The 24,160-nt window shown below is 61.8% G+C and carries 25 protein-coding genes and 1 tRNA gene; 13 read left to right on the plus strand and 13 right to left on the minus strand.

Features of this window, described 5'->3' with window-relative positions; genetic code table 11:
* Positions 1–65: 65 nt before the first annotated feature.
* Positions 66–959, minus strand: coding sequence for a DMT family transporter (locus tag MUO32_RS19805; RefSeq protein WP_257950110.1), 894 nt, complete (start codon positions 957–959; stop codon positions 66–68).
* Positions 960–1,184: 225 nt separating this feature from the next.
* Between MUO32_RS19805 and MUO32_RS19810 the strand changes: the two genes are divergently transcribed.
* Positions 1,185–2,480, plus strand: coding sequence for an adenylosuccinate synthase (locus MUO32_RS19810; RefSeq protein ID WP_257950111.1), 1,296 nt, complete (start codon positions 1,185–1,187; stop codon positions 2,478–2,480).
* A 69-nt stretch (positions 2,481–2,549) separates the two neighbouring features.
* Positions 2,550–4,838 carry a hypothetical protein gene (locus MUO32_RS19815; RefSeq protein ID WP_257950112.1) on the plus strand — a complete coding sequence of 763 codons (2,289 nt, stop codon included), beginning with the start codon at positions 2,550–2,552 and terminating at the stop codon, positions 4,836–4,838.
* 72 nt (positions 4,839–4,910) lie between these two features.
* On the opposite strand, the gene rpoH is transcribed toward MUO32_RS19815, so the two are convergent.
* Positions 4,911–5,816 carry an RNA polymerase sigma factor RpoH gene (gene rpoH / locus MUO32_RS19820; RefSeq protein ID WP_257950113.1) on the minus strand — a complete coding sequence of 302 codons (906 nt, stop codon included), beginning with the start codon at positions 5,814–5,816 and terminating at the stop codon, positions 4,911–4,913.
* A gap of 239 nt (positions 5,817–6,055) precedes the next feature.
* Entirely contained in the window at positions 6,056–7,099 is a 1,044-nt protein-coding gene (locus MUO32_RS19825) for an RluA family pseudouridine synthase (RefSeq protein WP_257950114.1), read from the minus strand.
* A 35-nt stretch (positions 7,100–7,134) separates the two neighbouring features.
* Here MUO32_RS19825 and MUO32_RS19830 point away from each other — a divergent pair, with 35 nt between their 5' ends.
* Both MUO32_RS19830 and MUO32_RS19835 read left to right on the plus strand, forming a co-directional pair.
* Positions 7,135–7,527 carry a hypothetical protein gene (locus MUO32_RS19830; RefSeq protein ID WP_257950115.1) on the plus strand — a complete coding sequence of 131 codons (393 nt, stop codon included), beginning with the start codon at positions 7,135–7,137 and terminating at the stop codon, positions 7,525–7,527.
* A gap of 6 nt (positions 7,528–7,533) precedes the next feature.
* On the plus strand, positions 7,534–8,364 hold the full coding sequence (locus MUO32_RS19835; protein WP_257950116.1) for an RNA methyltransferase: 831 nt from the start codon (positions 7,534–7,536) through the stop codon (positions 8,362–8,364).
* Between the two features lie 6 nt (positions 8,365–8,370).
* On the opposite strand, the gene MUO32_RS19840 is transcribed toward MUO32_RS19835, so the two are convergent.
* From MUO32_RS19840 to MUO32_RS19850, 3 genes are all read right to left on the minus strand, one after another.
* On the minus strand, positions 8,371–8,754 hold the full coding sequence (locus MUO32_RS19840) for a hypothetical protein (protein WP_257950117.1): 384 nt from the start codon (positions 8,752–8,754) through the stop codon (positions 8,371–8,373).
* 17 nt (positions 8,755–8,771) lie between these two features.
* Positions 8,772–9,917 carry a hypothetical protein gene (locus MUO32_RS19845; protein ID WP_257950118.1) on the minus strand — a complete coding sequence of 382 codons (1,146 nt, stop codon included), beginning with the start codon at positions 9,915–9,917 and terminating at the stop codon, positions 8,772–8,774.
* 170 nt (positions 9,918–10,087) lie between these two features.
* Complete coding sequence (locus tag MUO32_RS19850) at positions 10,088–10,666, minus strand: DUF1134 domain-containing protein (protein ID WP_257950119.1); 579 nt, start codon at positions 10,664–10,666, stop codon at positions 10,088–10,090.
* Between the two features lie 218 nt (positions 10,667–10,884).
* On the opposite strand from MUO32_RS19850, the gene chpT reads away from it, so the two are divergent.
* Together chpT and MUO32_RS19860 are read left to right on the plus strand one after the other, a co-directional pair.
* On the plus strand, positions 10,885–11,538 hold the full coding sequence (gene chpT, locus MUO32_RS19855; protein ID WP_257950120.1) for a histidine phosphotransferase ChpT: 654 nt from the start codon (positions 10,885–10,887) through the stop codon (positions 11,536–11,538).
* 112 nt (positions 11,539–11,650) lie between these two features.
* Positions 11,651–12,013, plus strand: a complete 363-nt coding sequence (locus MUO32_RS19860; RefSeq protein ID WP_244762353.1) for a PleD family two-component system response regulator — start codon at positions 11,651–11,653, stop codon at positions 12,011–12,013.
* Between the two features lie 148 nt (positions 12,014–12,161).
* Here the strand turns inward: MUO32_RS19860 and ctrA are convergent, their stop codons facing one another.
* On the minus strand, positions 12,162–12,860 hold the full coding sequence (ctrA, locus tag MUO32_RS19865; protein WP_018327818.1) for a response regulator transcription factor CtrA: 699 nt from the start codon (positions 12,858–12,860) through the stop codon (positions 12,162–12,164).
* Between the two features lie 529 nt (positions 12,861–13,389).
* Here ctrA and MUO32_RS19870 point away from each other — a divergent pair.
* A complete protein-coding gene (locus MUO32_RS19870; RefSeq protein ID WP_257950121.1) occupies positions 13,390–13,740 on the plus strand; it encodes a flagellar export protein FliJ in 351 nt (116 codons plus the stop codon).
* 128 nt (positions 13,741–13,868) lie between these two features.
* Here the strand turns inward: MUO32_RS19870 and MUO32_RS19875 are convergent, their stop codons facing one another.
* On the minus strand, positions 13,869–14,150 hold the full coding sequence (locus MUO32_RS19875; RefSeq protein WP_257950122.1) for a GNAT family N-acetyltransferase: 282 nt from the start codon (positions 14,148–14,150) through the stop codon (positions 13,869–13,871).
* 141 nt (positions 14,151–14,291) lie between these two features.
* Between MUO32_RS19875 and MUO32_RS19880 the strand changes: the two genes are divergently transcribed.
* Complete coding sequence (locus MUO32_RS19880; RefSeq protein WP_257950123.1) at positions 14,292–14,744, plus strand: paraquat-inducible protein A; 453 nt, start codon at positions 14,292–14,294, stop codon at positions 14,742–14,744.
* 72 nt (positions 14,745–14,816) lie between these two features.
* Here the strand turns inward: MUO32_RS19880 and MUO32_RS19885 are convergent, their stop codons facing one another.
* Entirely contained in the window at positions 14,817–15,092 is a 276-nt protein-coding gene (locus MUO32_RS19885) for a DUF1153 domain-containing protein (RefSeq protein ID WP_007769470.1), read from the minus strand.
* Between the two features lie 438 nt (positions 15,093–15,530).
* Between MUO32_RS19885 and MUO32_RS19890 the strand changes: the two genes are divergently transcribed.
* From MUO32_RS19890 to MUO32_RS19900, 3 genes are all read left to right on the plus strand, one after another.
* On the plus strand, positions 15,531–16,280 hold the full coding sequence (locus MUO32_RS19890; RefSeq protein WP_257950124.1) for a LuxR family transcriptional regulator: 750 nt from the start codon (positions 15,531–15,533) through the stop codon (positions 16,278–16,280).
* Between the two features lie 217 nt (positions 16,281–16,497).
* A complete protein-coding gene (mnmA, locus tag MUO32_RS19895; protein ID WP_257950125.1) occupies positions 16,498–17,694 on the plus strand; it encodes a tRNA 2-thiouridine(34) synthase MnmA in 1,197 nt (398 codons plus the stop codon).
* Between the two features lie 134 nt (positions 17,695–17,828).
* A tRNA-Met gene (locus MUO32_RS19900) sits at positions 17,829–17,905 on the plus strand.
* 335 nt (positions 17,906–18,240) lie between these two features.
* Here the strand turns inward: MUO32_RS19900 and MUO32_RS19905 are convergent.
* Positions 18,241–19,605 (minus strand): recombinase family protein, encoded by a 1,365-nt coding sequence (locus MUO32_RS19905; protein WP_257950126.1) that lies wholly within the window; start codon positions 19,603–19,605, stop codon positions 18,241–18,243.
* Between the two features lie 31 nt (positions 19,606–19,636).
* Here MUO32_RS19905 and MUO32_RS19910 point away from each other — a divergent pair, with 31 nt between their 5' ends.
* Both MUO32_RS19910 and MUO32_RS19915 read left to right on the plus strand, forming a co-directional pair.
* Entirely contained in the window at positions 19,637–20,392 is a 756-nt protein-coding gene (locus tag MUO32_RS19910) for an SDR family NAD(P)-dependent oxidoreductase (protein WP_257950127.1), read from the plus strand.
* Positions 20,393–20,492: 100 nt separating this feature from the next.
* Positions 20,493–20,675, plus strand: coding sequence for a hypothetical protein (locus tag MUO32_RS19915; protein ID WP_257950128.1), 183 nt, complete (start codon positions 20,493–20,495; stop codon positions 20,673–20,675).
* A gap of 106 nt (positions 20,676–20,781) precedes the next feature.
* Here the strand turns inward: MUO32_RS19915 and MUO32_RS19920 are convergent, their stop codons facing one another.
* From MUO32_RS19920 to MUO32_RS19930, 3 genes are all read right to left on the minus strand, one after another.
* On the minus strand, positions 20,782–22,383 hold the full coding sequence (locus MUO32_RS19920; protein ID WP_257950129.1) for a GMC family oxidoreductase: 1,602 nt from the start codon (positions 22,381–22,383) through the stop codon (positions 20,782–20,784).
* Between the two features lie 8 nt (positions 22,384–22,391).
* Entirely contained in the window at positions 22,392–23,141 is a 750-nt protein-coding gene (locus MUO32_RS19925; protein WP_257950130.1) for a hypothetical protein, read from the minus strand.
* Between the two features lie 123 nt (positions 23,142–23,264).
* Positions 23,265–24,158: a fumarylacetoacetate hydrolase family protein gene (locus MUO32_RS19930; RefSeq protein WP_257950131.1), complete on the minus strand. Its 894-nt coding sequence runs from the start codon at positions 24,156–24,158 to the stop codon at positions 23,265–23,267.
* Positions 24,159–24,160 lie beyond the last annotated feature (2 nt).

Consider the following 24,160-nt stretch of genomic DNA (forward strand, 5'->3'; position numbering starts at 1 on the left):
GCCGCCCCAGTTTTAGGGATAAAACCCTTGAAATATAAGGATTTACCCGTGACTTCCGGGGATTGTCAGACCTTTTTTTCCTTCGGGCGTCCCCACTCGGCAATCGCTATGCCGCCGAGTACGAGAAGGAGAGCGACGAAGTGGAAAGCGTAAATGGTTTCGCCGATGAGCAGTACGGAGAGAAGCGTGCCGAACACCGGAATGGCGTTGATGAAGAGACCGGCCCTGTTCGCTCCGATCATCTCGACGCCGCGCACGTAGAGAACCTGTGAGAGGAGGGAGGGGAAGATGCCGGCATAGAAGACGATGGCCCAGCCGGTCGCATCCGGGAAGATCGCGGCATCGCGGGACAGTTCCCAAAAGAGGAGCGGTATGGCGCTGAGCAGTGCGCCCAGGGCGGGCGCGGCGATGAAGCTCTGCCAGTGCAGATTCGGTTTCCAGCGCAGCGAGACCGTATAGGCGGCATAGACGATGCAGGCGACCAGCATCAACGCATCGCCAAAATTGAACTCGAGCTCGGCGAGTGCCGAGAATTCGCCATGAGCGGCTGTTATCAGCACGCCGACGAGCGTCACCGTGAAGCCGATGATCTGCGCGATGGATGCCTGGATGCGGAAGAGCAAGAAGTTGAAGACAAAGATCAGCATGGGAATGCCGGCCTGCTCGATGACGGCATTGATGGCGCTGGTAAAGCCGAGCGCGGTGTAGAGCAGGGCATTGAAGGCCGTGAAGCCGAAGACGCCGTAGAGCAGCAGCTGGAGCCAGTGTTTGCGGATGACCGGCCAGTCGCGTTTCACCTGCGGCGTCATGAGCGCGAGGATGATGAGAAGCGCGACGACCCAGCGGAAGGTCGTCAGCACCATCGGGCTCACATGGCCGACCGCGAGTTTTCCCGCGACCGAGTTCCCGCCCCAGAAGAGCGATGTGATGCACAGGTATAAATAGGCTCTCTTGTTCAAGGCGACAGGATCCGGATGGTGAAAGGGACGGGCAGGGCGCGCCGGCAGGTTGTCGAGGTAAGGTGAAAAAGCGCGGACTGTCATTCAAAAAGCGGATGTGGGCCGTCATAACAGGGTCGCATTCCCAAAGACAACACAGTATAGATGCGCGGGTTTGTGTCAGGCGCACCCCTGTATGTGTGCTTAAACGGTAGAGCGCTCGCGCGCGAAAACGGGAAAGATGAAATGGCAAGTGTCGTAGTTGTCGGTTCGCAATGGGGTGACGAAGGCAAGGGCAAGATTGTCGATTGGCTTTCGGAACGGGCCGAGGTGATCGTTCGTTACCAGGGTGGCCACAATGCCGGTCATACCCTCGTCATCAACGGTATCAGCTACAAGCTGGCCCTGCTGCCGTCCGGTCTCGTGCGCGGAAAGCTCAGCGTCATCGGCAATGGCGTGGTCGTCGATCCGCACCATTTCGTCGCGGAAGTGGAGAAGCTGCGCGCGCAGGGCGTGGCGGTGACGCCCGACGTGCTGCGCATCGCCGACAACGCGCCGCTCATCCTGTCCCTGCACCGGGATCTCGATGCGCTGCGTGAAGACGCGGCCTCCGCCAGCGGCACCAAGATCGGCACGACGCGCCGCGGCATCGGCCCGGCCTATGAGGACAAGGTCGGCCGCCGCGCCATTCGCGTGATCGACCTTACGGAGCCCGAGACGCTTCGGCCGAAGATCGAGCGCCTGCTGACGCATCACAACGCGCTGCGTCGCGGTATGGACCTTCCTGAAATCTCCGTCGAGTCGATCGAAGAGGAACTGACGTCGGTCGCCGGGCACATCCTGCCCTATATCGACCGGGTCTGGGATCTCTTGGACAAGCAGCGCCGGTCCGGCGCACGCATCCTGTTCGAGGGCGCGCAGGGCGCGCTGCTCGACAACGACCACGGCACCTATCCGTTCGTAACATCGTCCAACACCGTTGCCGGCCAGGCCGCTGCCGGTTCGGGCCTCGGGCCGACGGCGATCAACTATGTGCTGGGCATCACCAAGGCCTACACCACCCGCGTTGGCGAGGGACCGTTCCCCTGCGAGCTGGACGACGAGATCGGCAAGCACCTGGCGACCGTCGGCCGCGAGGTCGGCGTCAATACCGGACGTCCGCGTCGTTGCGGCTGGTTCGACGCCGTCCTGGTGCGCCAGACGGTCAAGACCAACGGCATCACCGGCATCGCGCTCACCAAGCTCGACGTTCTCGATGGCCTCGATGAACTGAAGATCTGCGTCGGCTACAAGCTTGATGGCAAGGAGATCGACTACCTGCCGGCAAGCCAGAGCCAGCAGGCGCGGGTCGAGCCGATCTACATCACGCTCGAAGGCTGGAAGGAATCGACGGTCGGCGCGCGCAGCTGGGCGGACCTGCCGGCCCAGGCGATCAAGTATGTCCGTCAGGTCGAAGAACTGATCGGCGCGCCGGTCGCCCTGCTTTCGACCAGCCCGGAGCGGGACGACACCATACTTGTGACGGACCCGTTTGAGGATTAATCTCAAGCCTAACACCAGTTCCGTGCTCTATTCCAATGGGATAGCGCGCGGACACCACGGAAAGTTCTGATGGCGGATTTTGTAGCAGTCATTCGAAGGGCCGTTGATGGCCTCTCGGACAACAATGCCGAGATGCGGCTGAAGGTTTACGAGAAGGCTCGCGGCGCCGTCCGCAGGCAACTCGAATCCATGAACCCGCGCCCTTCCGATGACCTCGTGAAGCGCCAGCTCGACAAGCTCGAGACGGCGATCAACGACGTCGAAGTCGAGCATGCCGAGGCGCTGCCCGCCGACGATCCAGCGCCGGAAATCGTCCCTGAACCCGTTGTCGAGGCCGTCGAGCCCGAACCCGAACCCGTTGAAACGGCGGCGGAAGTGTCCGCCGCTGTCGAGGAGCCGGAAGAACAATCCGGCGAAGCCGAGCCGGAGCACCATGCCGCACCCGTGCCGGAGCACCATGCCGCACCCGTGCCGGAGGCCGTTGAAGAACCGGCCGAGCAGGTCGTAGACGAGCCCGCGGTCGAAGAGCCGCCGGTCGAAGAACCGGTCGCCGAGATCGCTGCCGAGCAGGAACAGGTCACCGAGCCAGAGCCGGAACCGGTCGTGGAAGCGGTTTCGGAAGAGCCGGCGGTCGAAGAGGCCGAGCCGGAGCCTGCCGTCGTGGAGGCCCATATCGAGCCGTCCTGGCAGGTCGAGGCCGAGCCGGCGAGCGATTATGTTCCTTCCTGGCGCGAGCCGGAACATCGCGACGAGACGCCCGCCGAAGGAGCGCAGTCGGCCGCGACTGCGGCCGAGGTGGAACCGGTTGCGGATGTCGATCCGGTGCATGACGCGCTGGTGCCGGATTCCGCGCCTGTCACGGACGCCCGCATGCCGGCGGCCGGGGCGCAGTGGGACTGGGACGATGTGAGCCCGGTCGCGACGCCGGCCGACAAGCAAGAGCCTGCGGTTGCCGCCGGCAATGATCCGATGGCCTGGGAATGGCCGGAGGAGAAGGCCACAAAGCCGGAAGGCGCAAAACAGGATCAGCCGGCGGAGAAGAGCGAGTGGGGTGACCTCGACGACCTGATCGGCTTTACGCCGAAGGCCGCCGCCGCCGAGACAACGTCGATGGAGCAGGCTGGCGTTGCCGATGCGACGGCCACGTCGCCGGCCGTCGAGGCGCGGGCGCCGCAACGGTCCTTCCGCGCCGAGCCGCGCAAGTCGCGCGTCAATGTCGCCGCACTTGCGGCCCTGGTCGGCGTTCTCGCCATTGCCGGTGGCGCAGGCGCCGCCTACTGGTTCAACCGCGATGCGGTGAACGGCTGGGTCAACGAGATCGTCGCTTCCGTGACCAAGCCGTCCACGCCCGGCACGGAAACGCCGGAGGCCAAGACCGACACCGCCGATGGCGGCAGGAACCTGCCGGCGACCACGACGACAAACAATACCACCCCGACGGACACGCAGACCGACGGCGCGGCGACCAAGCCGGCGACCGAAGTTGCCGCCGCCGACCAGAGCAGCGGCAAATTCACCCAGCGCCTCCTGACGGACGGTACGGAAGTGGATGAGGGCCCGGCAGCGGCGCCCGAAGGGGTTACGACCGAGGAAGGCAAGTCCGTCGCGGCCCAGACGCCGGAGACGGCGGGCGCCGCCACGGAAACGGACGCCGGCACGACGGGCGCCGGCACTGCGACGACGGATGGTGCAACGCCCGCCACCGGCACGGACGGCACGACGCCGACCGACACCGGTACGGCGACGACCACGACGACCGATACGCAGACACCCGCGGCCACCGGCGAACAGCCGGCCGCCATCGGTGTCACGCAGAAGATGTTCCTTTATGAGGAGCGTCTCGGCCAGACGGCGCCGACGGCCATCGAAGGGACGGTTGCCTGGTCTACCGCCGAGGAATCGCCCGGTGGCGATGCCAAGCCGGAACCGGTCGTGCGCGCCCAGATCAACGTGCCCTCGAAGGGCCTGACCGCGCTCATCACCTTCCGTCGCAACGCTGACAAGTCGCTGCCGGCGAGCCATATCGTCGAGCTGGTCTTCTCGTTGCCGGAAAGCTTTGAAGGCGGCGGTATCGAAAGCGTGCAGCGTGTGGCGATGAAGCGGACCGAGCAGGATCGCGGCGATGCGCTGATCGCGGTGCCCGCGAAGATCACCGACGATTTCCACATGATCGCGCTCAACGATTTTCCCGAGGCGATCACCAAGAATACGGAACTGCTGCGCACCCGCAGCTGGATCGACATCCCGATCACCTATCGCAACGGCCGCCGCGCGCTGATTACCCTCGACAAGGGCACGGCTGGCACGGAAGCCTTCGACAAGGTGATGAAGGCCTGGTCGACGGCGGGCACGCAATAAGAAAACGGGACGCAAAGAAAAGGCCCGCCGGGTGATCCGGCGGGCCTTTTTGTTTGCATGCTGTCGCGGGTCTTATGCGTCTTCGATGACGCGGACCGCGCGGGCCTGTTCGGCGGCAAACTTCTGCACCGCTTCCTGCACCTTCTCGAAGGCGCGGACTTCGATCTGGCGGACGCGCTCGCGGCTGATGTCGAACTCGGAGGAGAGTTCTTCCAGCGTGACCGGGTCTTCGGCGAGGCGGCGTGCCTCGAATATGCGGCGTTCGCGGTCGTTCAGAACATCCATGGCGCGTGCCAGCATGGCGCGGCGCGTCTCCAGTTCGTCCTGCTCGATCAGCGTCTGTTCCTGGCTGTCATGGTCGTCGACGAGCCAATCCTGCCACTGGCCGGATTCGCCTTCGCCAGCCTTGATCGGCGCATTCAGCGACGCGTCGCCGGTGAGGCGGCGGTTCATCGAAACGACTTCCGCCTCGGAAACCTTGAGCTTGGTCGCGATTTCCTTGACCTGGTCAGGCTTGAGGTCGCCGTCGTCGATGGCCTGGATCTTGCTCTTCATGCGGCGCAGGTTGAAGAAAAGGCGCTTCTGGTTGGCCGTCGTGCCCATCTTCACCAGCGACCACGAGCGCAGGATATATTCCTGGATCGAAGCCTTGATCCACCACATCGCATAGGTCGCAAGACGGAAGCCACGCTCCGGGTCGAACTTCTTGACGGCCTGCATGAGGCCGACATTGCCCTCGGACACGACTTCGCCGATCGGCAGGCCGTAGCCGCGATAGCCCATGGCGATCTTCGCCACGAGGCGCAGATGGCTGGTGACGAGTTCGTGGGCGGCGGTACGGTCGCCGTGTTCCTGGTAACGCTTGGCGAGCATGTATTCCTGCTGCGGCTCAAGCATTGGAAATTTGCGGATTTCATCGAGATAGCGGTTGAGACCACCTTCTCCAGCCGTAATAGACGGCAGCGTATTGCGGGCCATTCAGCACCCCTTTCTGAGACGGCTTCCATTTCGGCAAGCCTTGGTACGGAGCTTGATCCTGAAGACCGGATCCCCGTCAGCAACCATGCTCCCCGTGGGGTATGGCGGCCCCACTGATCATAAAGATAGGTATGGCGAAACAATGGTTCAAGGTGCCGCAGGCTTCACGGCTGCGTGAAGGCGGGAGGACGAATTGGGTTTTGCGACACTCTGCTAAAGTGGGGGCGGATGCCCGAAAATCAAGGGTCGGCGGGCTCGTCGATGGACCGGAAGGCCTCAATCAGCTTTTCCATATCCTTTGCCGGGGGACTTTCGAAACGCATGGTTTCGCCGGTCGAGGGATGCTCGAACTGTAGCAGGAAAGCGTGCAGTGCCTGCCGGCGGAACCGATCGACGACTTTCTTCGGACCCTCGGGCAGGCGGTTGGCTTTCGTCTTGAAGGCAGCGCCGTATTCGGGGTCGCCGACGAGCGGATGGCCGATATGGGCCATGTGGACACGGATCTGGTGCGTGCGGCCGGTTTCGAGGTGGCATTCGACCAGCGAGGCGAGGCTGGTGCCGTCCTCGGTCTCGCCGTAGCGCTCGATCACCTCGTAGTGGGTGATCGCCTCGCGCGCGTCGTCGGCGTCCTCGCGCTTGACGGCGCGTTTGGTGCGGTCGTTGCCGCGGCCGAGCGGCGCGTCGATCGTGCCCTTGATCTGGCGCGGACGGCCCCAGACGATGGCCTGGTAGGCGCGCTCCAGCGGGCCGGTGCGGCCGTGGTCGGCGAACTGGTCGGAGAGATGGCGGTGGGCAAGATCGTTCTTGGCGACGACCATGACGCCGCTCGTCTCCTTGTCGAGTCGGTGCACGATGCCGGGCCGGCGCACGCCGCCGATACCCGACAGGCTCTCGCCGCAATGGTAGATCAGCGCGTTGACGAGCGTGCCCGTCCAGTTGCCGACGGCCGGATGCACGACGAGACCGGCGGGCTTGACCAGCACGATGACGTCGCCGTCCTCGTAGAGCACGTCGAGCGGGATGTCCTCGCCCTTCGGCTCGGGATCGCGCGGGGCCGGCATGGTGAATTCGATGACATCACCGGGGCGCACCTTGCGCTTCGGTTCGTCGATGACGGTGCCGTTGACGAGGGCCGCCCCTTCCTCGATCAGCGCCTTGATGCGACTGCGCGAGAAGTCGCCGGCAAGCGTAGCCGCAAGCCACGCGTCGATGCGCCCCTCGGCGTCTTCAGGCACCGTCAGGACTTTCATTGTGGCGTCGGCTTCTTTAAAGGGGTCGGTCATCGTTCAATCTACTCATTGCCGGAAGGGCGTTCGCCATGTCCAATATCGAAAACGACGATCAGGAAGACAAGCCGCTCGACCCTGTCATGGAGAATGTGCGCCGCAAGATGATGCGTCTGCAACTCGTCTCGGGCGGCATCATGTTCCTGATGTTCTTGGCGGTGCTCGCGGCCATTGTCTACAAGATCAACACGCGGGAAAGCAAGCCGGACGCCGCCCTTTCAGCCTCAGGCGCCGTTAGCGTGCCGAGCGATGCGCCGGTCAAGGCAACCGTGACGCTGCCGGACGGTTTTGCCATTTCGGCGATCTCGCAGTCGGACGGGCAGATTCTGTTCTACGGCGTGACGGCCGATGGCGCGCGCAAGGCCATCCTCTTCGATATCACCACCGGCCGCATCGTCGCGGAGATCGACGTCAAGGGCAACTGATCCGACATGGCAGGCGAGCCGGTCCGCATCGATGATCCCTCCGATCCGCGCATCGCGGGCTTCGTGTCGATCCGCGAGCGCGATCTGACCGGCCGCGACGGCCTGTTCATTGCCGAGGGTACGGTCGTGTTGCGCATGCTCGGCAGCGCGCAGGCGATGACGAACGGCTTTGCCTGCGAAGCCGTCCTGCTCCTCGAAAGCCGGCTTGCCGGCCTCGCGGATGTGCTCTCCCTTTTTGGACCAAACGTGCCCGTCTATATCGCTTCGGCGGGCGTTTTCGATGCGGTTGCCGGTTTCAACATGCATCGCGGCGTGCTGGCGCTCGGCCGCAAGCCGACGCCGGAGGCCGGTGCCGCGCTGCTGGGCGGCCTGCCGGAAACCAGCCTCGTGCTTGTGGGCTGTGGCCTTTCCAACCACGACAATGTCGGCTCGATCTTCCGCAACGCCGCCGCCTTCGGCGCCGATGCCGTCTTCCTCGACGAAACCTCCTGCGATCCGCTCTACCGCAAGGCGATCCGCGTTTCCGTCGGTTCGGTGCTGAGCGTGCCGTTTTCGCGCGGCCTCGGGGCACAGGCCATGCTGCAAGGGTTGGCGGCTGCGGGTTTCGAGATCTGGGGACTTTCGCCGCGCGGCACGGTTCCCGTCGCGGCCATTCCGGCGGCGCGGCGCATCGCGCTGGTGCTCGGCACGGAAGGCGAGGGGCTGCCGGCAAGCATCCTTTCCGCGTTCAGAACGGCACGCATCCCCCAGCGCCCCGGCCTCGACAGCCTCAATGTCGCGACGGCGAGCGGGATTGCGCTCTACCAGATCGCGTTGGCGATGGGGCGCATCGATTGATGCCGCTCAGCAGCGTACCCCATCCCACAATTCGTTCGGCGATCCTGTCTGGTCCTGCCACTTGCCTGTAAAGCCGCTGTAGTCGGGCTTGAAGGTGAGCATGAGCCTGCCGCTGCCGTATTTGTCCTTCCAGGTGAGCGTATGGTCAAGCCCGGTGGTGGCGGCGGCTTCGTTGAGGGTGCCAGAGGTCATGGTGCCGGCATCGGCGAACCGGTAGGTGCCCATCAGGCTGCCGTCGGTTTCCGTCCTGAATTCCGTGATGGCCTGGACGAGCGCGCCGTTACTCCAGAGCCGGCCGCAATACTGGCCGGCGGCGGTCGCCTGCTGTTTGGGTGATGGAGCGTTTGCACCGGTGAGGCCGAGCGAGAGTGCGATTATGGCTGCCTTCATGCCGCGCTCCTTCGGGGTCAGGCCTCGTCGCGGCCGATCCGCTCACGCACGCGTTGGGCCAGGCTGCGGTCGTCGCCGTCAAGGCTAGGGTCGAGCGTTGCGATGAGGTCGTGCACCGGCGAGCTTGCGCCTTCGCGCGCGGTGGTCAGCACGATCATCTTGCTGGCGAGATCGGCCATCTCTTCGCGCAACGCGGCATCGTTCGTCCCGGTTCTGGCAGCCAAAAGCCGTTCGGAAAGCGCTGTGCCCTGATTGCGCACATCCTGCTCCAGCGCAACGATGTCGATGGGAGGAGCGGCTTTCTCAGTGCGGCGCGGGCCGACCTTTCCAGGTGTCAGGGCGCGGGCAATGCCGCTCGTGCGGGCCGCTTTGGCGGCCTCTTTGTTTTCGACGCTCAACGTCTTCACCTTGTCGCGCAAGCGGTTGATTTCCGCGATGCGTCGTTCGATTGCATTGTCCTTGTCGGCGGCACCGGCGAGTTCCCGCGTCAGCCGCGTCTCGAGCTGGTGCACGCGGCCCTCCTCGCGTGTGAGGCGCAGTTCCAGCGATTTCGCCTTTTCGCTTGCGCTCTTCAGGTCGCCGCGTGCCTTGTCGCGCTCGTCCTTGAGATTGCCGATGCGGCTCTTCAGGTTCTCCATCGTGGTTTCCTGCGTCGCGATGTCGATCTTCATCGTGTCGATATCGGACTGCAGATGGGTGATGGTGGTGTTGAGCTTGTCGATCTCGGTCAGGCGGCTGCGCACCTCGCGGTCGGCGCTGGCAAGTGCCGTCTTCAGCTGCTCGCCCTTCATCTCTTCGCGCCGGAAGGCCGAGCGCATGTCGCCGGACTCGATGTTCATGTCGGCGATCTGCGCGTGCAGTTCGGCATTTTCCGTGCCGATGGCGGCGGCCTGCGCCAGGAGCTTTTCGTTGCGCACCATTTGCTGCGTATGCTTTTCGCGCTCGCGGCGCACACTCTGGGAAAGCCGGGCGTTTTCAGCGGCAAAGGCGGCGCGGGCCATGTCCTTCTGCGCGCGCACTTCCTGCGGGCTCAGCGGCATGGTCGCCTGCATGCGCGCTTCGGTGAACTTGACGACGCGCTTCTGGATGGCCGGCGCAATCAGCAGTCCGGTCAACGTGGCGGCGAGAAAGCCAAGCGCGAAGAGAAGGGCATACTCGATCACGGGTCAACTCGCTTCAAAACGGGTCCTGGTCCAAACGGGTCTGAACCAAACGGATGTCGGGCAGTCACACTATAGCGACTTGCCCGGATTTGCGGGAGGGGGCGTTCCCGCGAAATCAACTCTCGGTTAACCAGACGGCCGAGCGGCCCGGTTCATTCGGAACGGAGATATCAGAAGGGGTTCCAGGTCGGCTGGCGGGTGAGCTTGAGATAACCCGCATTGATGCCGATACGGGCGCCGACGCCGGTGCGGATCGGTACGAGCACGATGTCTTTGTTGACGTTCACCTGCATGCCGACGCCGGCAATGACATAGGCGGAGCCCGAGACGCCGCCGAAGCGGTCGTAGAGCGCATTCACGTCGGGCAGATTGTAGACGAGCATCATCGTGCGGCTGCCCTGGCCGCCCCAGTCGAGGCCGAGCGAGGGGCCCTGCCAGAACACGGAGTGCTGGCCGGCATTCTTGGTGTTCAGCGTGCCTTCGCCATAGGTGAGGCCCGCGACGAAGGCGCCGGAACCTTCCTGACCGAGAATGTAGCCGTTGGGCAGGCCGTAGGACTCGAAAGCACGCTCGACGACCCTGGCAAGACCGCCCGACGTCGAGCCGAAGAAACCGTGACCGGCATCGACGATTTCCTGCATCGAATACTGGTTGGACTGTTGTGCTTGCGCCGGCAGGGCGAGGAGCAACGCCACAAAGGCCGCAATTGCGAGCCTGAATGCCGCCGTGACCAGATTTGTAACAGCCATGTCCCGTTTGCCTTCCTATGTCTCGGCCCCGTTCCCTGCTGCAATTTGATCCGATGGTCTTAACAATCGGTTTACCAAATGTGGTGTCATTATGGCTGTCTTCAAATCGAGCACGCCTCGCGCAATCATGGCGTGCTATGCGTCGCGCGGAATGGTCCCGCGTGCGCCCTTCACAAGGTGTCCCGCGATGAATGAATGCGTGGATCCAGGAGAAATTTATGGCGAAAAATCCGAACCTCACGCTGACAGGTCCCGATCTGGCAGCGCTTCTGTGCAGCCGCGTCTGCCATGACGTCATCTCGCCGGTCGGCGCGATCAACAATGGTCTCGAACTGCTCGACGAAGGCGGTGCCGATGCCGAGGCGATGGACCTCATCCGCACCAGCGCGCTGAATGCCTCCGTGCGCCTCAAATTCGCACGCCTGGCCTTTGGCGCTTCCGGCTCGGTCGGCGCGTCGATCGATACGGGCGAGGCGGAAAAGGCCGCGCGCGATTTCGCCGCCGCCGAAAAGAAGACCGAGATCAGCTGGACCGGCCCGCGCGCGATTATTCCGAAGAACCGGGTCAAGCTGCTGCTCAACCTCTTCCTGGTCGCCTACGGCGCCATTCCGCGCGGCGGCTCGATTGACGTGACGCTGGAAAATCCGGAATTCGACGCGGTCTTCAAGCTTGCCGTCAAGGGCCGCATGTTGCGCGTGCCGCCGAAATTCGCGGAAATCCTGACGGGTACGCCGGATGAGTCCGTGGATGCCCATTCGATCCAGCCCTACTACACGGTGCTGCTTGCCGACGAAGCCGGCATGGAACTCGATGTTGCGCCGAGCCCGGAAGAGATCGTCTTCAGCGCGCGCATGGCGGCGGTGTCCGAATGATGCGAGACCGGCCTGGCGTTAACCATGGCCGGTAACGCTTTGTTTGCCAGTGATCGGTACTGTCGTTTTGGTATTGTTCCCGCTTAACGGGCGGGAGACCAAGGAGCAGCGAATGCAGCGGTTGATGATCGCCGACGGTTCCGATGTCGTCCGCAAGGTCGGCAAGCGTATTCTTTCCGGCTTCAATTTCCTCGTGCTGGAAGCGTCGAGCTCGCTCGAAGCGCTGGTGCGCTGCGAGGCGGAGCTTCCCAACATCCTGATCGTCGATGCCACCATGGATGGTGCGCTCGAACTGATCGGCAACATCCGCAACCTGCCGCAGGGCAAGTCGGTGCGCATCTTCTATTGCGTCGTCGAGGCGGATCTGAAGAAGATGATGATGGGCAAGCGCGCCGGCGCGGACGATTTTCTCCTCAAGCCGTTCGACCGCAAGATCCTGACCCAGGTCTTCAGCAACCTTTCGATCGCCGCGTAAGCGGCTGATCAGTCGATCCCATTTGCGAACGCGGCCGCTCGAAGGAGCCGGCCGCGTTTTGCTTTTGGGTGTCCTGCTCACGCCCATCCAGGCAAAGAAAAACCCGCCGGCAAGCGGCGGGTTGAATTCTTGAGCGGGAAGGGGGCTATCAGGCGCTTTCGGCGTAGTCGCCATCGGGCTCGCGCAGTACGTAGCCGCGGCCCCAGACCGTCTCGATGTAGTTCGCGCCGCCAGCGGCGTTCGCCAGCTTCTTGCGCAGCTTGCAGATGAAGACGTCGATGATCTTCAGTTCCGGCTCGTCCATACCGCCATAGAGGTGGTTGAGGAACATTTCCTTGGTGAGCGTCGTGCCCTTGCGCAGCGAAAGCAGCTCGAGCATCTGGTATTCCTTGCCCGTCAGGTGCACGCGCTGACCACCGACTTCGACCGTCTTGGCGTCGAGGTTGACGATGAGCTCGCCCGTCGAGATGACGGACTGGGCATGGCCCTTGGAACGGCGCACGATGGCGTGGATGCGGGCAACGAGTTCGTCCTTGTGGAACGGCTTCGTCATGTAGTCGTCGGCGCCGAAGCCGAGGCCGCGCACCTTGTCCTCGATACCGGCCATGCCGGAGAGGATCAGGATCGGCGTCTTGACCTTGGAAAGGCGCAGCGTGCGCAGAACTTCGTAACCCGACATGTCGGGCAGATTGAGATCGAGCAGGATGATGTCGTAATCGTACAACTTGCCCAGATCGACACCTTCCTCGCCGAGGTCGGTGGTATACACATTAAAGCTTTCGGACTTCAGCATCAGTTCGATGCTCTGCGCTGTCGCGCTGTCGTCCTCAATGAGTAGAACCCGCATATCTGTCCCCTTTTCCGCCGCTCAAGGTACCTGGCCCCCTACGCGATACGGATCCAGTCGTTGCCTGATTTGGAGGCTGCCACGAAATGGTTAACAAATCCTGATTCACTTTGGCAAGGTGTATCGATCTGTTAATTATTTTAGGCAGACTCCTGATTTCAAATGTGAATCGGAAATGTGTCTCTTAATTTTTCTCGTTAAGAAACAACGCTAACCGACTCTTTAGACTCATCAATGCGAACCACCCTGTTTTTTGTGAATCGCATTTACTGAGCCTTAAATCATCGGACCTATGATTAACGATGCCCGTAAACGAAAGGTTACCAGCGGTAGGGATTCATTAATTCTCGCTAGGTTTTTTTTAACGCTCGGTTTGTTTTTCCGGGTTACGGGTGAAAATGCCGGTTCCGGCAGGCGGTCAACGCCTTGTTGGGAACTGATTTGGAATGCCGGGTCAGGCGTTCGCCATCGTGTTCGGCGACCGTTTGCCTCAAATGCCGGGGTCTCGCTATCCACGGGAGTATTGCGTATGAAGTCGCGTGAGAGCCTAGTTCGCCTGAAGGAATTTCAGGTGAAAGACAAAAGACGGCAGCTGTCTCAATTGCAGCTCATGATGTCCGAATTCGAACGGATGTCGAAAGAGCTGGAGAGCCAGATCGCTATCGAAGAGAAGAAATCCGGGATTACCGATCCCAACCACTTCGCTTACCCCACCTTCGCCAAGGCGGCGCGGCAGCGCTCTGACAACCTGCAGGTCTCGATCCGGGAACTGAAGGTGCAGCAGGACGCCGCTGAACTGGGCCTGGAGGAGGCGGAGGCGGAGTTCGCCAAGGCTTCGGCGCTGGAAGAGCGCGACAACGCGGTCCGGCTGCGCGCCTGATCCCGTTTCGGTTCTGAAGAACCCTCGCGAGCGGCCGCAAGACCGCTCACGAGGGCTCTTCGCGTTTTTTCAAGGCAATTCCAGCAAAAGCGTAAAGCGGTTTTGCATCCGGAATTGTCCCGCAGACATCAGAGATTGACGACGTCGGACCAGTCCTTGTGACGCAGGGCCTGCGCCTTGAAGAATGGGCAGAGCGGCATGATTTTCCAGCCGCCCTTGCGCGCGTCTTCCACCGCATGAGCCGCCAGGGCCTGGCCGACGCCCTTGCCCCGCAGCGCGTCCGGCACGCCTGTATGGTCGACGATGATCAGCTTCGGCGATGCGCGGGAATAGGTCACTTCCGCCTCGTGTCCCTCGACGGTTGCGGAATAGCGGCCCTTCGAGCCGTTGTCTTCGTGCCGGATGTCCATGCTGTGCTCCTCGCTGATATTGGGTTGGCGCCATCCTTTCCCGTTCAACCCGATCCGGCAAGTCATAGGGATGTGAACAGTCCGTGCTGCATCGGAACGAAACGGGTGCTATGCAAAGCGATCTCAAACGCGAAACATCCCATGATCCTCGTCGTTCCAGCGCTTCTGGTTCTTTCCAGCCTTTGCCTCGCCTTCGGCCTCGTTCTGCCGCTCGTTCGGTTCGAAAAACTCTATTTTTTCGATGAGACGCCGTCGCTGATCGACATCGTCGTCTCGCTCTGGGGGCAGGGAAGTGGCGGGCTGGCCGTGCTTGTCGCACTGTTTTCCATCGTCTTTCCGATCGTGAAACTCTTCGGAATGGCCCTGGAGGCGACCGTGCCTGCGCAGCTGAACGGCGGCAAGGCGAACTGGCTCGCCCGGTTGCTGCCGGTGCTTGGAAAATGGTCGATGATGGATGTGATGCTGGTGGCGCTGGTGATCGTCGCCGCCAAGACGAGCGGCATGGCCTCGGCCTTCACGCAGCCGGGTCTCTGGTTCTACGCCGCGTCCGCGATCATGACGGGCCTTCTCCAGATGAAGCTGCGGCCGCATTGAACGGAGCAGGGCTTAACAAGAATGCGGCCGCGTCAAACGCGGCCGCTGGGTCTTGATCCGGAATGGTATGGTCTAGTGGCGGTATTGCTGGATGCGCGTGGTGCGCAGGCCGGCAAGTCCGTGATCGTTGATGGAGGACTGCCAGGACAGGAATTCTTCGACCGTCAGTGTATACCGTTCACAGGCTTCTTCGAGGCTCAAAAGCCCGCCACGCACGGCGGCGACGACTTCTGCCTTCCTGCGAATCACCCACCGCCGCGTGTTGGCTGGCGGTAAATCGGCGATCGTCAGAGGGCTGCCATCGGGGCCGATGACGTATTTAACGCGGGGTCGTATCAGTTCGGTCATTGGACTCTCTACATAAACTCAAGACCATATGGCGGAACTCTAGCCCGCCACATTTAAGATTTGCCTAAGCGCACACTAACAATTTTCTAATCTTTTGAGCGGCTTCGCTATTACCGTTCGCCCCGCAAAGCATTGGTTTCCGTTACGTTGGGCCGCGCGCCTCTTCGCAGAGCCCGCATGGGAGCCATGCAAATATTTCATTTCTATTTTATTCAAATGCTGCTAATACGCCCTCAAATTTAAGGGGGCGGCATCAGATCGATGCCACCGGAAGTCCCCTGGAAGCATCAACATGAAATTTTTGCGCGCGCTGTTCCCCTTGGGGATACGGCTGCCGTGGCGTTTTTAGACGCTGCCTGCCCGAGGATGCGGCAAGATTTTTCCGGACCGAGAATGCACACGAGCCCGGCGCGTCGCGCCGGCTGTTGGAAACGGAAAATGAGAGATCCAGACAACATGCTCCTGCAGCAAGGCTGGTCGCCCGAGTTCTTGTCGATGGCGACCATAGGGTCGGTGCAGACCGAATATGAAGTGCTGCACCTGATGCGCCAATGCGCAAATCATTTCCGGTTCAGCCATTTCCTGGTGTCGCGCTTCCCGGCCAATGAGCAGCAGCGTTTCGCCGAGCGCCTGCTCGTCAGCAACTGGCCGGCCGATCTCGTGCGCAAGTATGACGCGATGACGCTGTTTCATATCAGCCGGCTGGCCATCGAAACCGGCATGACGAAACTGCCGGTGCAGGGTGACAGTTCGCTTCTCGCGCCTTCCGATTGGGAAAACACGCAGGCCGGCAGTGCGATTTCGCTTGCCGAAAGCCACGGCCTGGCCACGTCCACCGCTTTCCTGCTGCATTCCACGACCGGCGATCCCTATCTGATGGTATTTTCCGGCACGCGCACGCCGCTTGCCCGGGCCGAGCTGGCGGAACTGCACTTCGCTGCCCTGCAACTGTTCGAGTGCCTCGAAAAGACCTTCGTCGCCGCGACGGCGGGCCGCGAAAAGCTCTCCAGCCGCGAGGTTGAATGTCTCCGTTGGGCGGCGGCCGGCAAGAGCAGCGACGAGATCGCCATCATTCTCGGCATCTCCGTCTATACGGTGAGCAGCTATTTCAAGAGCGCGACCCGCAAGCTGCAGGCGGTCAACCGCATGCAGGCGATCGCGATAGCGCTGCGCCTGCGCCTCATCTGATTTCCCTTGCGCTGAGATTTCCCCTTCCCGCGGACCGGGAGGGCAATCCCGGCGCGGCCGGAAAACGAGGTTTCCGGCCTTCTCTTGCTCTCGGTGCGGCAAGTTTCTATATGTCGCCCGAAGGCGTTCCGTTCCAACGGAACGCCGCAACGGCCGGTTTCGGCCTCAAGCCAAGGTGTCTTGCGACAATTGACGCACCACCGGAACGGACCCTCGCGTGAACAGTCTCGATTTCGATCGCAAGCCGGAAGATACCCGTGTCGTCGTTGCCATGTCCGGCGGCGTCGACAGCTCCGTCGTGGCCGGCATCCTGAAACGCCAGGGCTATGACGTTCTGGGCATCACGCTGCAGCTTTACGATCACGGTGCCGCCGTGCACCGTGCCGGCTCCTGCTGTGCCGGCCAGGACATCGATGACGCGCGCCGCGTCTGCGAAACGCTGGGCATTCCGCATTACGTTCTCGATTACGAGAAGCGCTTCCGCGAGACCGTGATCAATCCCTTCGCCGAAAGCTATATCGCCGGCGAAACGCCGATCCCCTGCGTCGCCTGCAACCAGACCGTCAAGTTCGCGGACCTGCTGGCGACCGCCAAGGACCTCGGCGCCGATGCGCTGGCCACCGGCCACTATATCCGCTCGCGCCCCAACCCGACGCCGAATGCGCCGGGGCGCCGCGCGCTCTACCGTCCTGTCGATGCCGAGCGCGACCAGAGCTATTTCCTCTTCGCCACCACGCAGGAACAGATCGATTACCTGCGCTTCCCGCTCGGCCATCTCTCCAAGGCTGAAACCCGGGCGCTTGCCGAGGACATGGGCCTTGTTGTCGCCAAGAAGGCGGACAGCCAGGACATCTGTTTCGTGCCGCAGGGCAAATACACCGATATCGTCAACAAGCTGAAGCCGAACGCGGCGCTGGCCGGCCAGATCGTGCATATCGACGGCCGCGTGCTCGGCAGCCATGACGGTATCCTGCATTATACGATCGGCCAGCGTCGCGGCATCGGCATCGCGACCGGTGATCCGCTCTACGTCGTCTATCTCGACGCCCGCTCGCGCCGCGTCATCGTCGGCCCCAAGGAGGCGCTGGAAACGCGCCGCCTCTACCTGCGCGACATCAACTGGCTCGGCGACGGCGATCTGGAAGCGGTGGCCGCCGGCGGCTTCGACTGCTACGCCAAGGTCCGCTCGACCCGCCCGCCGCGCCCCGCTCGGCTCGCCTCCAACGAGAGCGGCATCTATGTCGAGCTGTCCGAAGGCGAGGCAGGCGTCGCTCCCGGCCAGGCCTGCGCGCTCTATTCCGGCGAAGGCGAGGACGCCCGCATCTATGGCGGCGGCTTCATTTTGCGCTCGGAGCGTGAAGCGGCGGCCGAAGACGCGCTGAAGCGCATTCTCTCCGCCCCGGCGGCGGCCTGAAAAGCCGCGTGTCCCCAGGCCTTTGCGGACAAAGCGATTTTTCCTGCAAAGGTCGCTTGACACCCGCAGGAGCCGCCCCTTATAAGCCGCCCACCGGACGGAAAACGGACCTCGCTCCTATCCTCCCTTCGGTCGGCGGAGTAGCTCAGTAGGTTAGAGCAGAGGAATCATAATCCTTGTGTCGGGGGTTCGAATCCCTCCTCCGCTACCAAACAGACCGCCCAAACGTGGCGCTTCCGCTGAATTTCAAATTTCCATTTTATTTTCAAAGGCTTGCGCGTTATCTGGGGCGCGAGTTTCGCTAGATTATCAGTCCCACTACGCCATTTGGCGCCCATTCGCCGCCGTGTCTCAAAGTGCCATTCCCAGCAGCCAAAAGTTTTGAACTGCTGGCTGCCGGTTTCGAGAGAACGGTTCGCATGTCCCTTCCGGTTTCGTCGTCGGCCGAGTGAGCAACGCACCCATCTGCCAAGATCCGCCCTAACAGTTTGCGGCCCGCCTCCGAAGAGACGAGCCGCATCGATCCATGTCGTTTGCCCTTGTTGCTCAGGCCGTGAGCAGCGCCGCCTGATCGCTCCAGCCCATCGGCAGGTCGAGCATGCGCGTCAGTTTGGCGATGGTGAGATCCGCCGGCTGTCTGCCGGTGAGGATGGCCTCCGTGATCTTTGGCGACAGGAAGGCGATGGGCAGGATTCGGCTGATATCAGGACCATGGATGCCCAGCCGCTCGGCGACCTCAGTGTGACCGGCGCCGGAACCATCGGTCAGGGCTTCAAGATAGAGATGCGCCTTTGCGATCATGGCGATCAGCATCTGATCTTTCTGCGGCGCGGCGAGCGGTGTGTTCTCCAGTATGATCTTGGCCTCGACGCCGCGCCGTTTGAGGATGATCGGGACGGTGATGGTAGCGATCGCATTATGGCTGCTATGGCGCTGTGCCGAGCCCTGCGGATTTACCGCGCCGTCCAGCAGCGCCGCAATCAGCCTGTCGGATGCGATCTCTAAAACCATTGCATCGTTCCGCAACGTTATGCCGGCAAAGACCATGCGCAGAATTTCCTGCTTTTCGATATGATTCTCGATGGCGCTGTATCGAGTGCTGAGCGTCACTGCTGCGGTCAGCACATCGGCAAGCCTTGCTGCTGATTCCGTATCTTCGCACCAGCTTGCCAGCTGCTTTTTATCCGAGAGGATGGCATGAAGCTGCTGCTCGACCAGCGGCTCGATTATCGTTGAGGACAATCGCCAGACCGTCCGAACATTCGTTTTATCGGTTTGGTCGTGCTCTTTCCCATCACCGGTGCGCGAGACATAATAACGATACCTCTTGCCGTGACTGTTCGCATGGGTGGAGACAAGGTTTTTACCCGCCTCATCCCGCAGCAGGCCATAGAGAAGATGAATGTCGCGATGGCTTTTTGCCGAGCGCCGTTTAGGGCTTTGCTCGGTCAACATCCCCTGTACCTGATCGAAGACGACCCGATCAACGATGGCAGGATGCTCGCCGTCATAGACCGCATCCTTGTGCCGGATCCTGCCGACGTAGATCGGGCTGGTGAGAAGATGATGGAGATTGCCGCGTCCGAACGCCGATCCGCTGACCCGTCGTGTTGGGCGTCGATACAGGTGGGCGGCGCGCGCTTCGATCGAGAGGTCCCGGATCGATCCCAGATCCAGATACCGCTCGAACAGCCAGCGAACTGTCCTGGATTCATCTTCATCGATAACCAGCTTGCGATCCCAGACCTCGTAGCCGAGCGGGACATTGCCACCCATCCACATTCCCTTCTTCTTGGAGGCTGCTACCTTGTCGCGGATGCGCTCTGCTGTGACCTCGCGTTCGAACTGAGCAAAGGACAGCAGAACGTTGAGGGTAAGCCGACCAGCACTGCTGGGGCGCCAAAGGGTCAATCCTCGGCGCCAATCTCGAAAGGACAATATCGTGCGCAAGATTACCCTCGTTACCGGTTCAAGCCGCGGCCTCGGCCGTAGCATGGCCCTCAACATCGCGCGCCAGGGCGGCGACGTCATCGTCACCTTCAACGCCAGTAAAGATGCGGCCGACGCAGTCGTCGCCGATATCACCGCCGCGGGCGGCAAGGCCGTCGCCCTTGCGCTCAATGTCGAGGACGTCGCAAGCTTTCCCGCATTCGTCGAAGCGTTCAAGTCGGCCCTCGGCTCGACCTTCGGCCGCGATACGTTCGACCACCTCGTTCACAACGCCGGCTATGGCGGATACAGCTTGATCCCGGACGTGACAGAGGACGCCTTCGACCAGATGGTGAACGTGCACTTCAAAGGGCCATTCTTCCTCACTCAGGCCCTGCTGCCCGTGCTCGCAGACGGCGGCCGTATCGTGAATATCTCCACAGGCTTGGCCCGTAATTCGGCGGCGGGCTTCTCGACCTACGCCGCGGCCAAGGGTGCGCTCGAGGTCCTGACTCGTTTCCAGGCGATCGAACTGGGCGCGCGCGGCATCACCGTCAACACCATCGCGCCGGGTGCGATCGAAACCGATTTCAACGGCGGCGCGCTCCGCAATTCTGAGGACTTCCAGGCCTACTTCAAGAGCATCACCCCGCTCGCTCGGCTCGGTCAGCCGGACGATATCGGGGGAATGGTGGCGAGTTTCCTCTCCGACGACAACCGCTGGATCAATGGCCAGCGCATCGAAGTCAGCGGCGGCGCCCTGATCTGAAACCCCCGAGGGTTGCACAGGAGGCACGCGTCGCGAAGCGATGCGGGCCTTTTAGCAGCAAACTCTCGCCTGAACGATCACCACGAACGAAGGGTCTCCCATGACCAAGATGACAGTTGATTTCGTCTCCGATGTCTCGTGTCCCTACTGCCTGATGGGCCTTCTTGCGCTCGAGATCGCCCTTGAGCGGACCAGCGACGTGGTCGAGCCTCAGTTCCGCTTCCACCCGTATCAAGCTGAATCCGAACATGCCGCCCGAAGGCGAGCTTTGCGGCCAACTTGAACCGCAAATTCGGTATCTCGGCCGCAGATGTCCGCAAAACTGAGAGCCGCAGCGATGTAAATGTGGAGGGCGTCCGTAGCGCTCATATTGGTAGCGCACCCGAAATTCATAGGATTAACTGGGCTGCCTTTTCAGCGATCATGACCGCGACTGCATGGGTATTCCCCGAGACGATTGTTGGCATGATCGAGCAATCGGCAATACGCAGTCCCTTGATGCCGCGTACCCGCAACTTCGGATCGACCACCGCTGCGTCGTCACCGCCCATCCGCGCAGTGCCGACGGGATGGAAAATAGTCGTGGCGATGTCGCCTGCGGCATGCGCGAGGTCTTCGGGCGTCTGGATATGCTTGCCCGGCTTAAATTCCTCGGGGCGGAACTGGGCCATCCGTTTGGTTTCCATCAACCGGCGGGCGATGGTTATGGAAGAGGCCGCGACTTCACGGTCGCTCGCGGTGGAGAGGTAGTTGGGCGTGATTTCCGGATGATCGTCGGGCTTGGCTGAAATGATGCGCACATGCCCGCGCGATTCCGGCCTGAGATTGCACGCCGAAACGGTGATGGCCGGAAAGTTGTGCAGCGGCTGGCCGAAAGATTCCAAGGAGAGCGGCTGAACATGGAATTCGATGTTGGGCGTCTCGAAGCCCGCGTCCGACTTCATAAAGATACCGAGTTGGCTTGGCGCCATCGACATGGGCCCGGAGCGTTTGAGGGCATATTCCAGCGCAATCAAAGCTTTGCCTGTGAGGCTTGCCTGGCGCTCGTTTAGCGTTTCTGCTCCCGATACCTTGAAGGCGGTCCTAATTTGCAGATGGTCCTGCAGGTTTTCGCCTACGCCGGGAAGATTATGTATCACTTCTATGCCGTGGCGTTTGAGAAGCGCGGCAGGTCCTATGCCCGATAGTTGCAGCAGCTTCGGCGTGCCTATCGCCCCGGCGGAGAGGATCAACTCGCCCTGCACCGCCACATGCGCCGGCTTGCCGTTGAGACGCAGGTCGAGCCCCGAAACCCGGCGCCCGGAAAACACGATGCGCTCGGCGTGCGCGTGGGTGAGTATCGTCAAGTTTTTACGATGCCGCACCGGCCTGATGAACGCGCGCACGGCATTGAAACGGAACCCTGATTTCTGGTTCACTTCGAAGTAGGATGAGCCGAAATTGGTGCCAGCGTTGAAATCGTCGACTTTGGGCACGCCGAGCTCTTCCGCCGCTTCGCGCACCGCGTCGAGAATCTGCCAACTCAGACGCTGGCGTTCTACCCTGAGCTCACCGCCCTGGCCGTGGAAGGGGCCGGAAAGACTGTGATGGTCTTCCGACTTCCTGAACAGCGGCAGCACATCCTCCCAGCCCCAGCCGGGATTGCCGAGCTGGCGCCAGTGATCGTAATCGGCGGACTGACCGCGCATGTAGATCATGCCATTTATCGACGAACAGCCGCCCATTACCTTGCCACGCGGATAGGCCAGCGACCGTCCGTTCAGGCCGGGCTCCGCCATTGTACGGTAGCCCCAGTCGGTGCGCGGATTGCCCATGCAATAGAGGTAGCCCACCGGAATGTGGATCCAGTGGTAGTTGTCCGAGCCACCAGCCTCCAGGAGCAGCACACGCTTGCCCTGGTCGGCGCTCAACCGGTTTGCAAGAGTGCAACCGGCCGAGCCAGCCCCAACGATTATATAATCGTAGCTGCCAATTTCTATGCGTTTGCTCATCTGACGCCTCAAGCGACATGCTCTACGGCAATACCCCTAAGGTCCATTTCGTATTCGAGATCAAGGACGGGTGGGTTGTTGAAGTGCCATGTAAGGCCGGCGCTTGCTGCTCCGCGCTTGACGATTTCGTCAGCCAGGAACGGATGGAGGTTGTGTATCGTGTAGACTTGGACCGCGGTTGCGTCCTTCCACCCGAAGCCCAGAAGCCCGGAACGCCGCTCCATCTCCGCCAGCACGAATTGTGCTTTGGCGCGCAATCCCGCCGGGGAAAGATCGCCACGGTTGATGATATGATCGCGATAGGCGGCGTGGCCTTCTGGCACCTCTGCCGAACCGGAGACGACGAAGGACGGTGCGGCTTCAGCACTGTGCACTGTGTATGAGAAGGCATAGATGGACGGTACGAGTGGCGGCGTGACCTGCGGACACACGTTGCTGCGCGCAACGGGGTTCAGACCAGTGTCGATGAGGCCCCAGGCTTTGAGGGTCTCCGTATAGCTGCTGTTGAAAGCAACGAAGCCCTCCTCGGTAAATGGTGCGGGTGACCGCAGTTCGCACGCCGCGAATGCTGTAAGCGGCCTGCCGGCAGCACCGATGATTTCTTTGATCTGTGCAAAGCCTTCCTTGAGGGGCAAGGGTGTCGCGAACCGCACCCTCTCCAGGCGAAAGCCCGGCAGGGCGGCCACGCCGCCTGAATATTGCGTGACACCTTTGATGAAACGGTAGCCGCCAGACTGAAAGTCAATAACTTCGCCCATGGTGTATATCTCCTGCAGGGGCTGGCCAGATTGGTTGCAGACCATCTGGAATGGGGTCGTCAGAACACCGTGTGCAATTCAGGCAAACGGCGAATATTTTGTTGGGTTCTCAGCGTGCCGGTATCAGGCCGGAAGCGCGTGTTGCGTTCGGGTGTTCGCCGCTCCGGCCGCTTCACCGATGACCCGGTTCTGCAACACTCCGACGCGTTCGATTTCGACCTCGACGACGTCACCATCTTTCATGAAGAGGGGAGGGACGCGCGCGAAGCCCACCCCGCCAGGCGTGCCGGTCACGATCACGTCGCCGGGAGAAAGCGGCGTAATACGCGAGATGTAAGCAATCAGCTGCGCTACGGAATGTATCATCTGACTGGTGCGAGCAGCCTGGACGGTGTCCCCGTTCAAACGGCAGCTGATGGCCAGGTCTTGCGGATCAGGGATCTCGTCGGCAGTGACAAGGTACGGCCCGAATGCGCCGGTCGCCGGGAAATTTTTTCCCGGAAGGAACTGCGACGTATGGATCTGCCAGTCACGAACCGAGCCGTCATTGTAGCACGAGTAGCCAGCGACATGATCCAACGCGGCATCCTGCTGGATATTGCGGCCGCCTCTGCCGATGACGACGGCAAGCTCCGCCTCGAAGTCGAACTGGGTCGAAACCGATGGCATCAGCATCGGCTCGCCATGCGCGCACTGCGAGTCGGCAAAGCGGGCAAACAAGGTCGGATGCTGTGTCGGTGCGTGGCGCGTTTCGACCATGTGGTCGTGATAGTTCAGCCCGACGCAGATGATCTTTCCCGGATTGGGAATTGGCGCTTGCTGTTCGATGTCGGTAAGCGCCAGCCCTGAGCTGTGGCTGATCGCCTGAGTGCAGATGCCGAGGAAGTCATCCTCGGCGAGGAGGCTTGCGAGCGTCGGAAATCGATCGCCAAGGACGCCGCTGATGTTGATGACGCGGTCGTCCGTCACGACGCCGTATCCGGCTCGGCCGGCATGGAGAAAGCTACAAAGGCGCATTG

This window comes from Shinella sp. CPCC 101442 (assembly GCF_024704725.1).
Classification (GTDB): domain Bacteria; phylum Pseudomonadota; class Alphaproteobacteria; order Rhizobiales; family Rhizobiaceae; genus Shinella.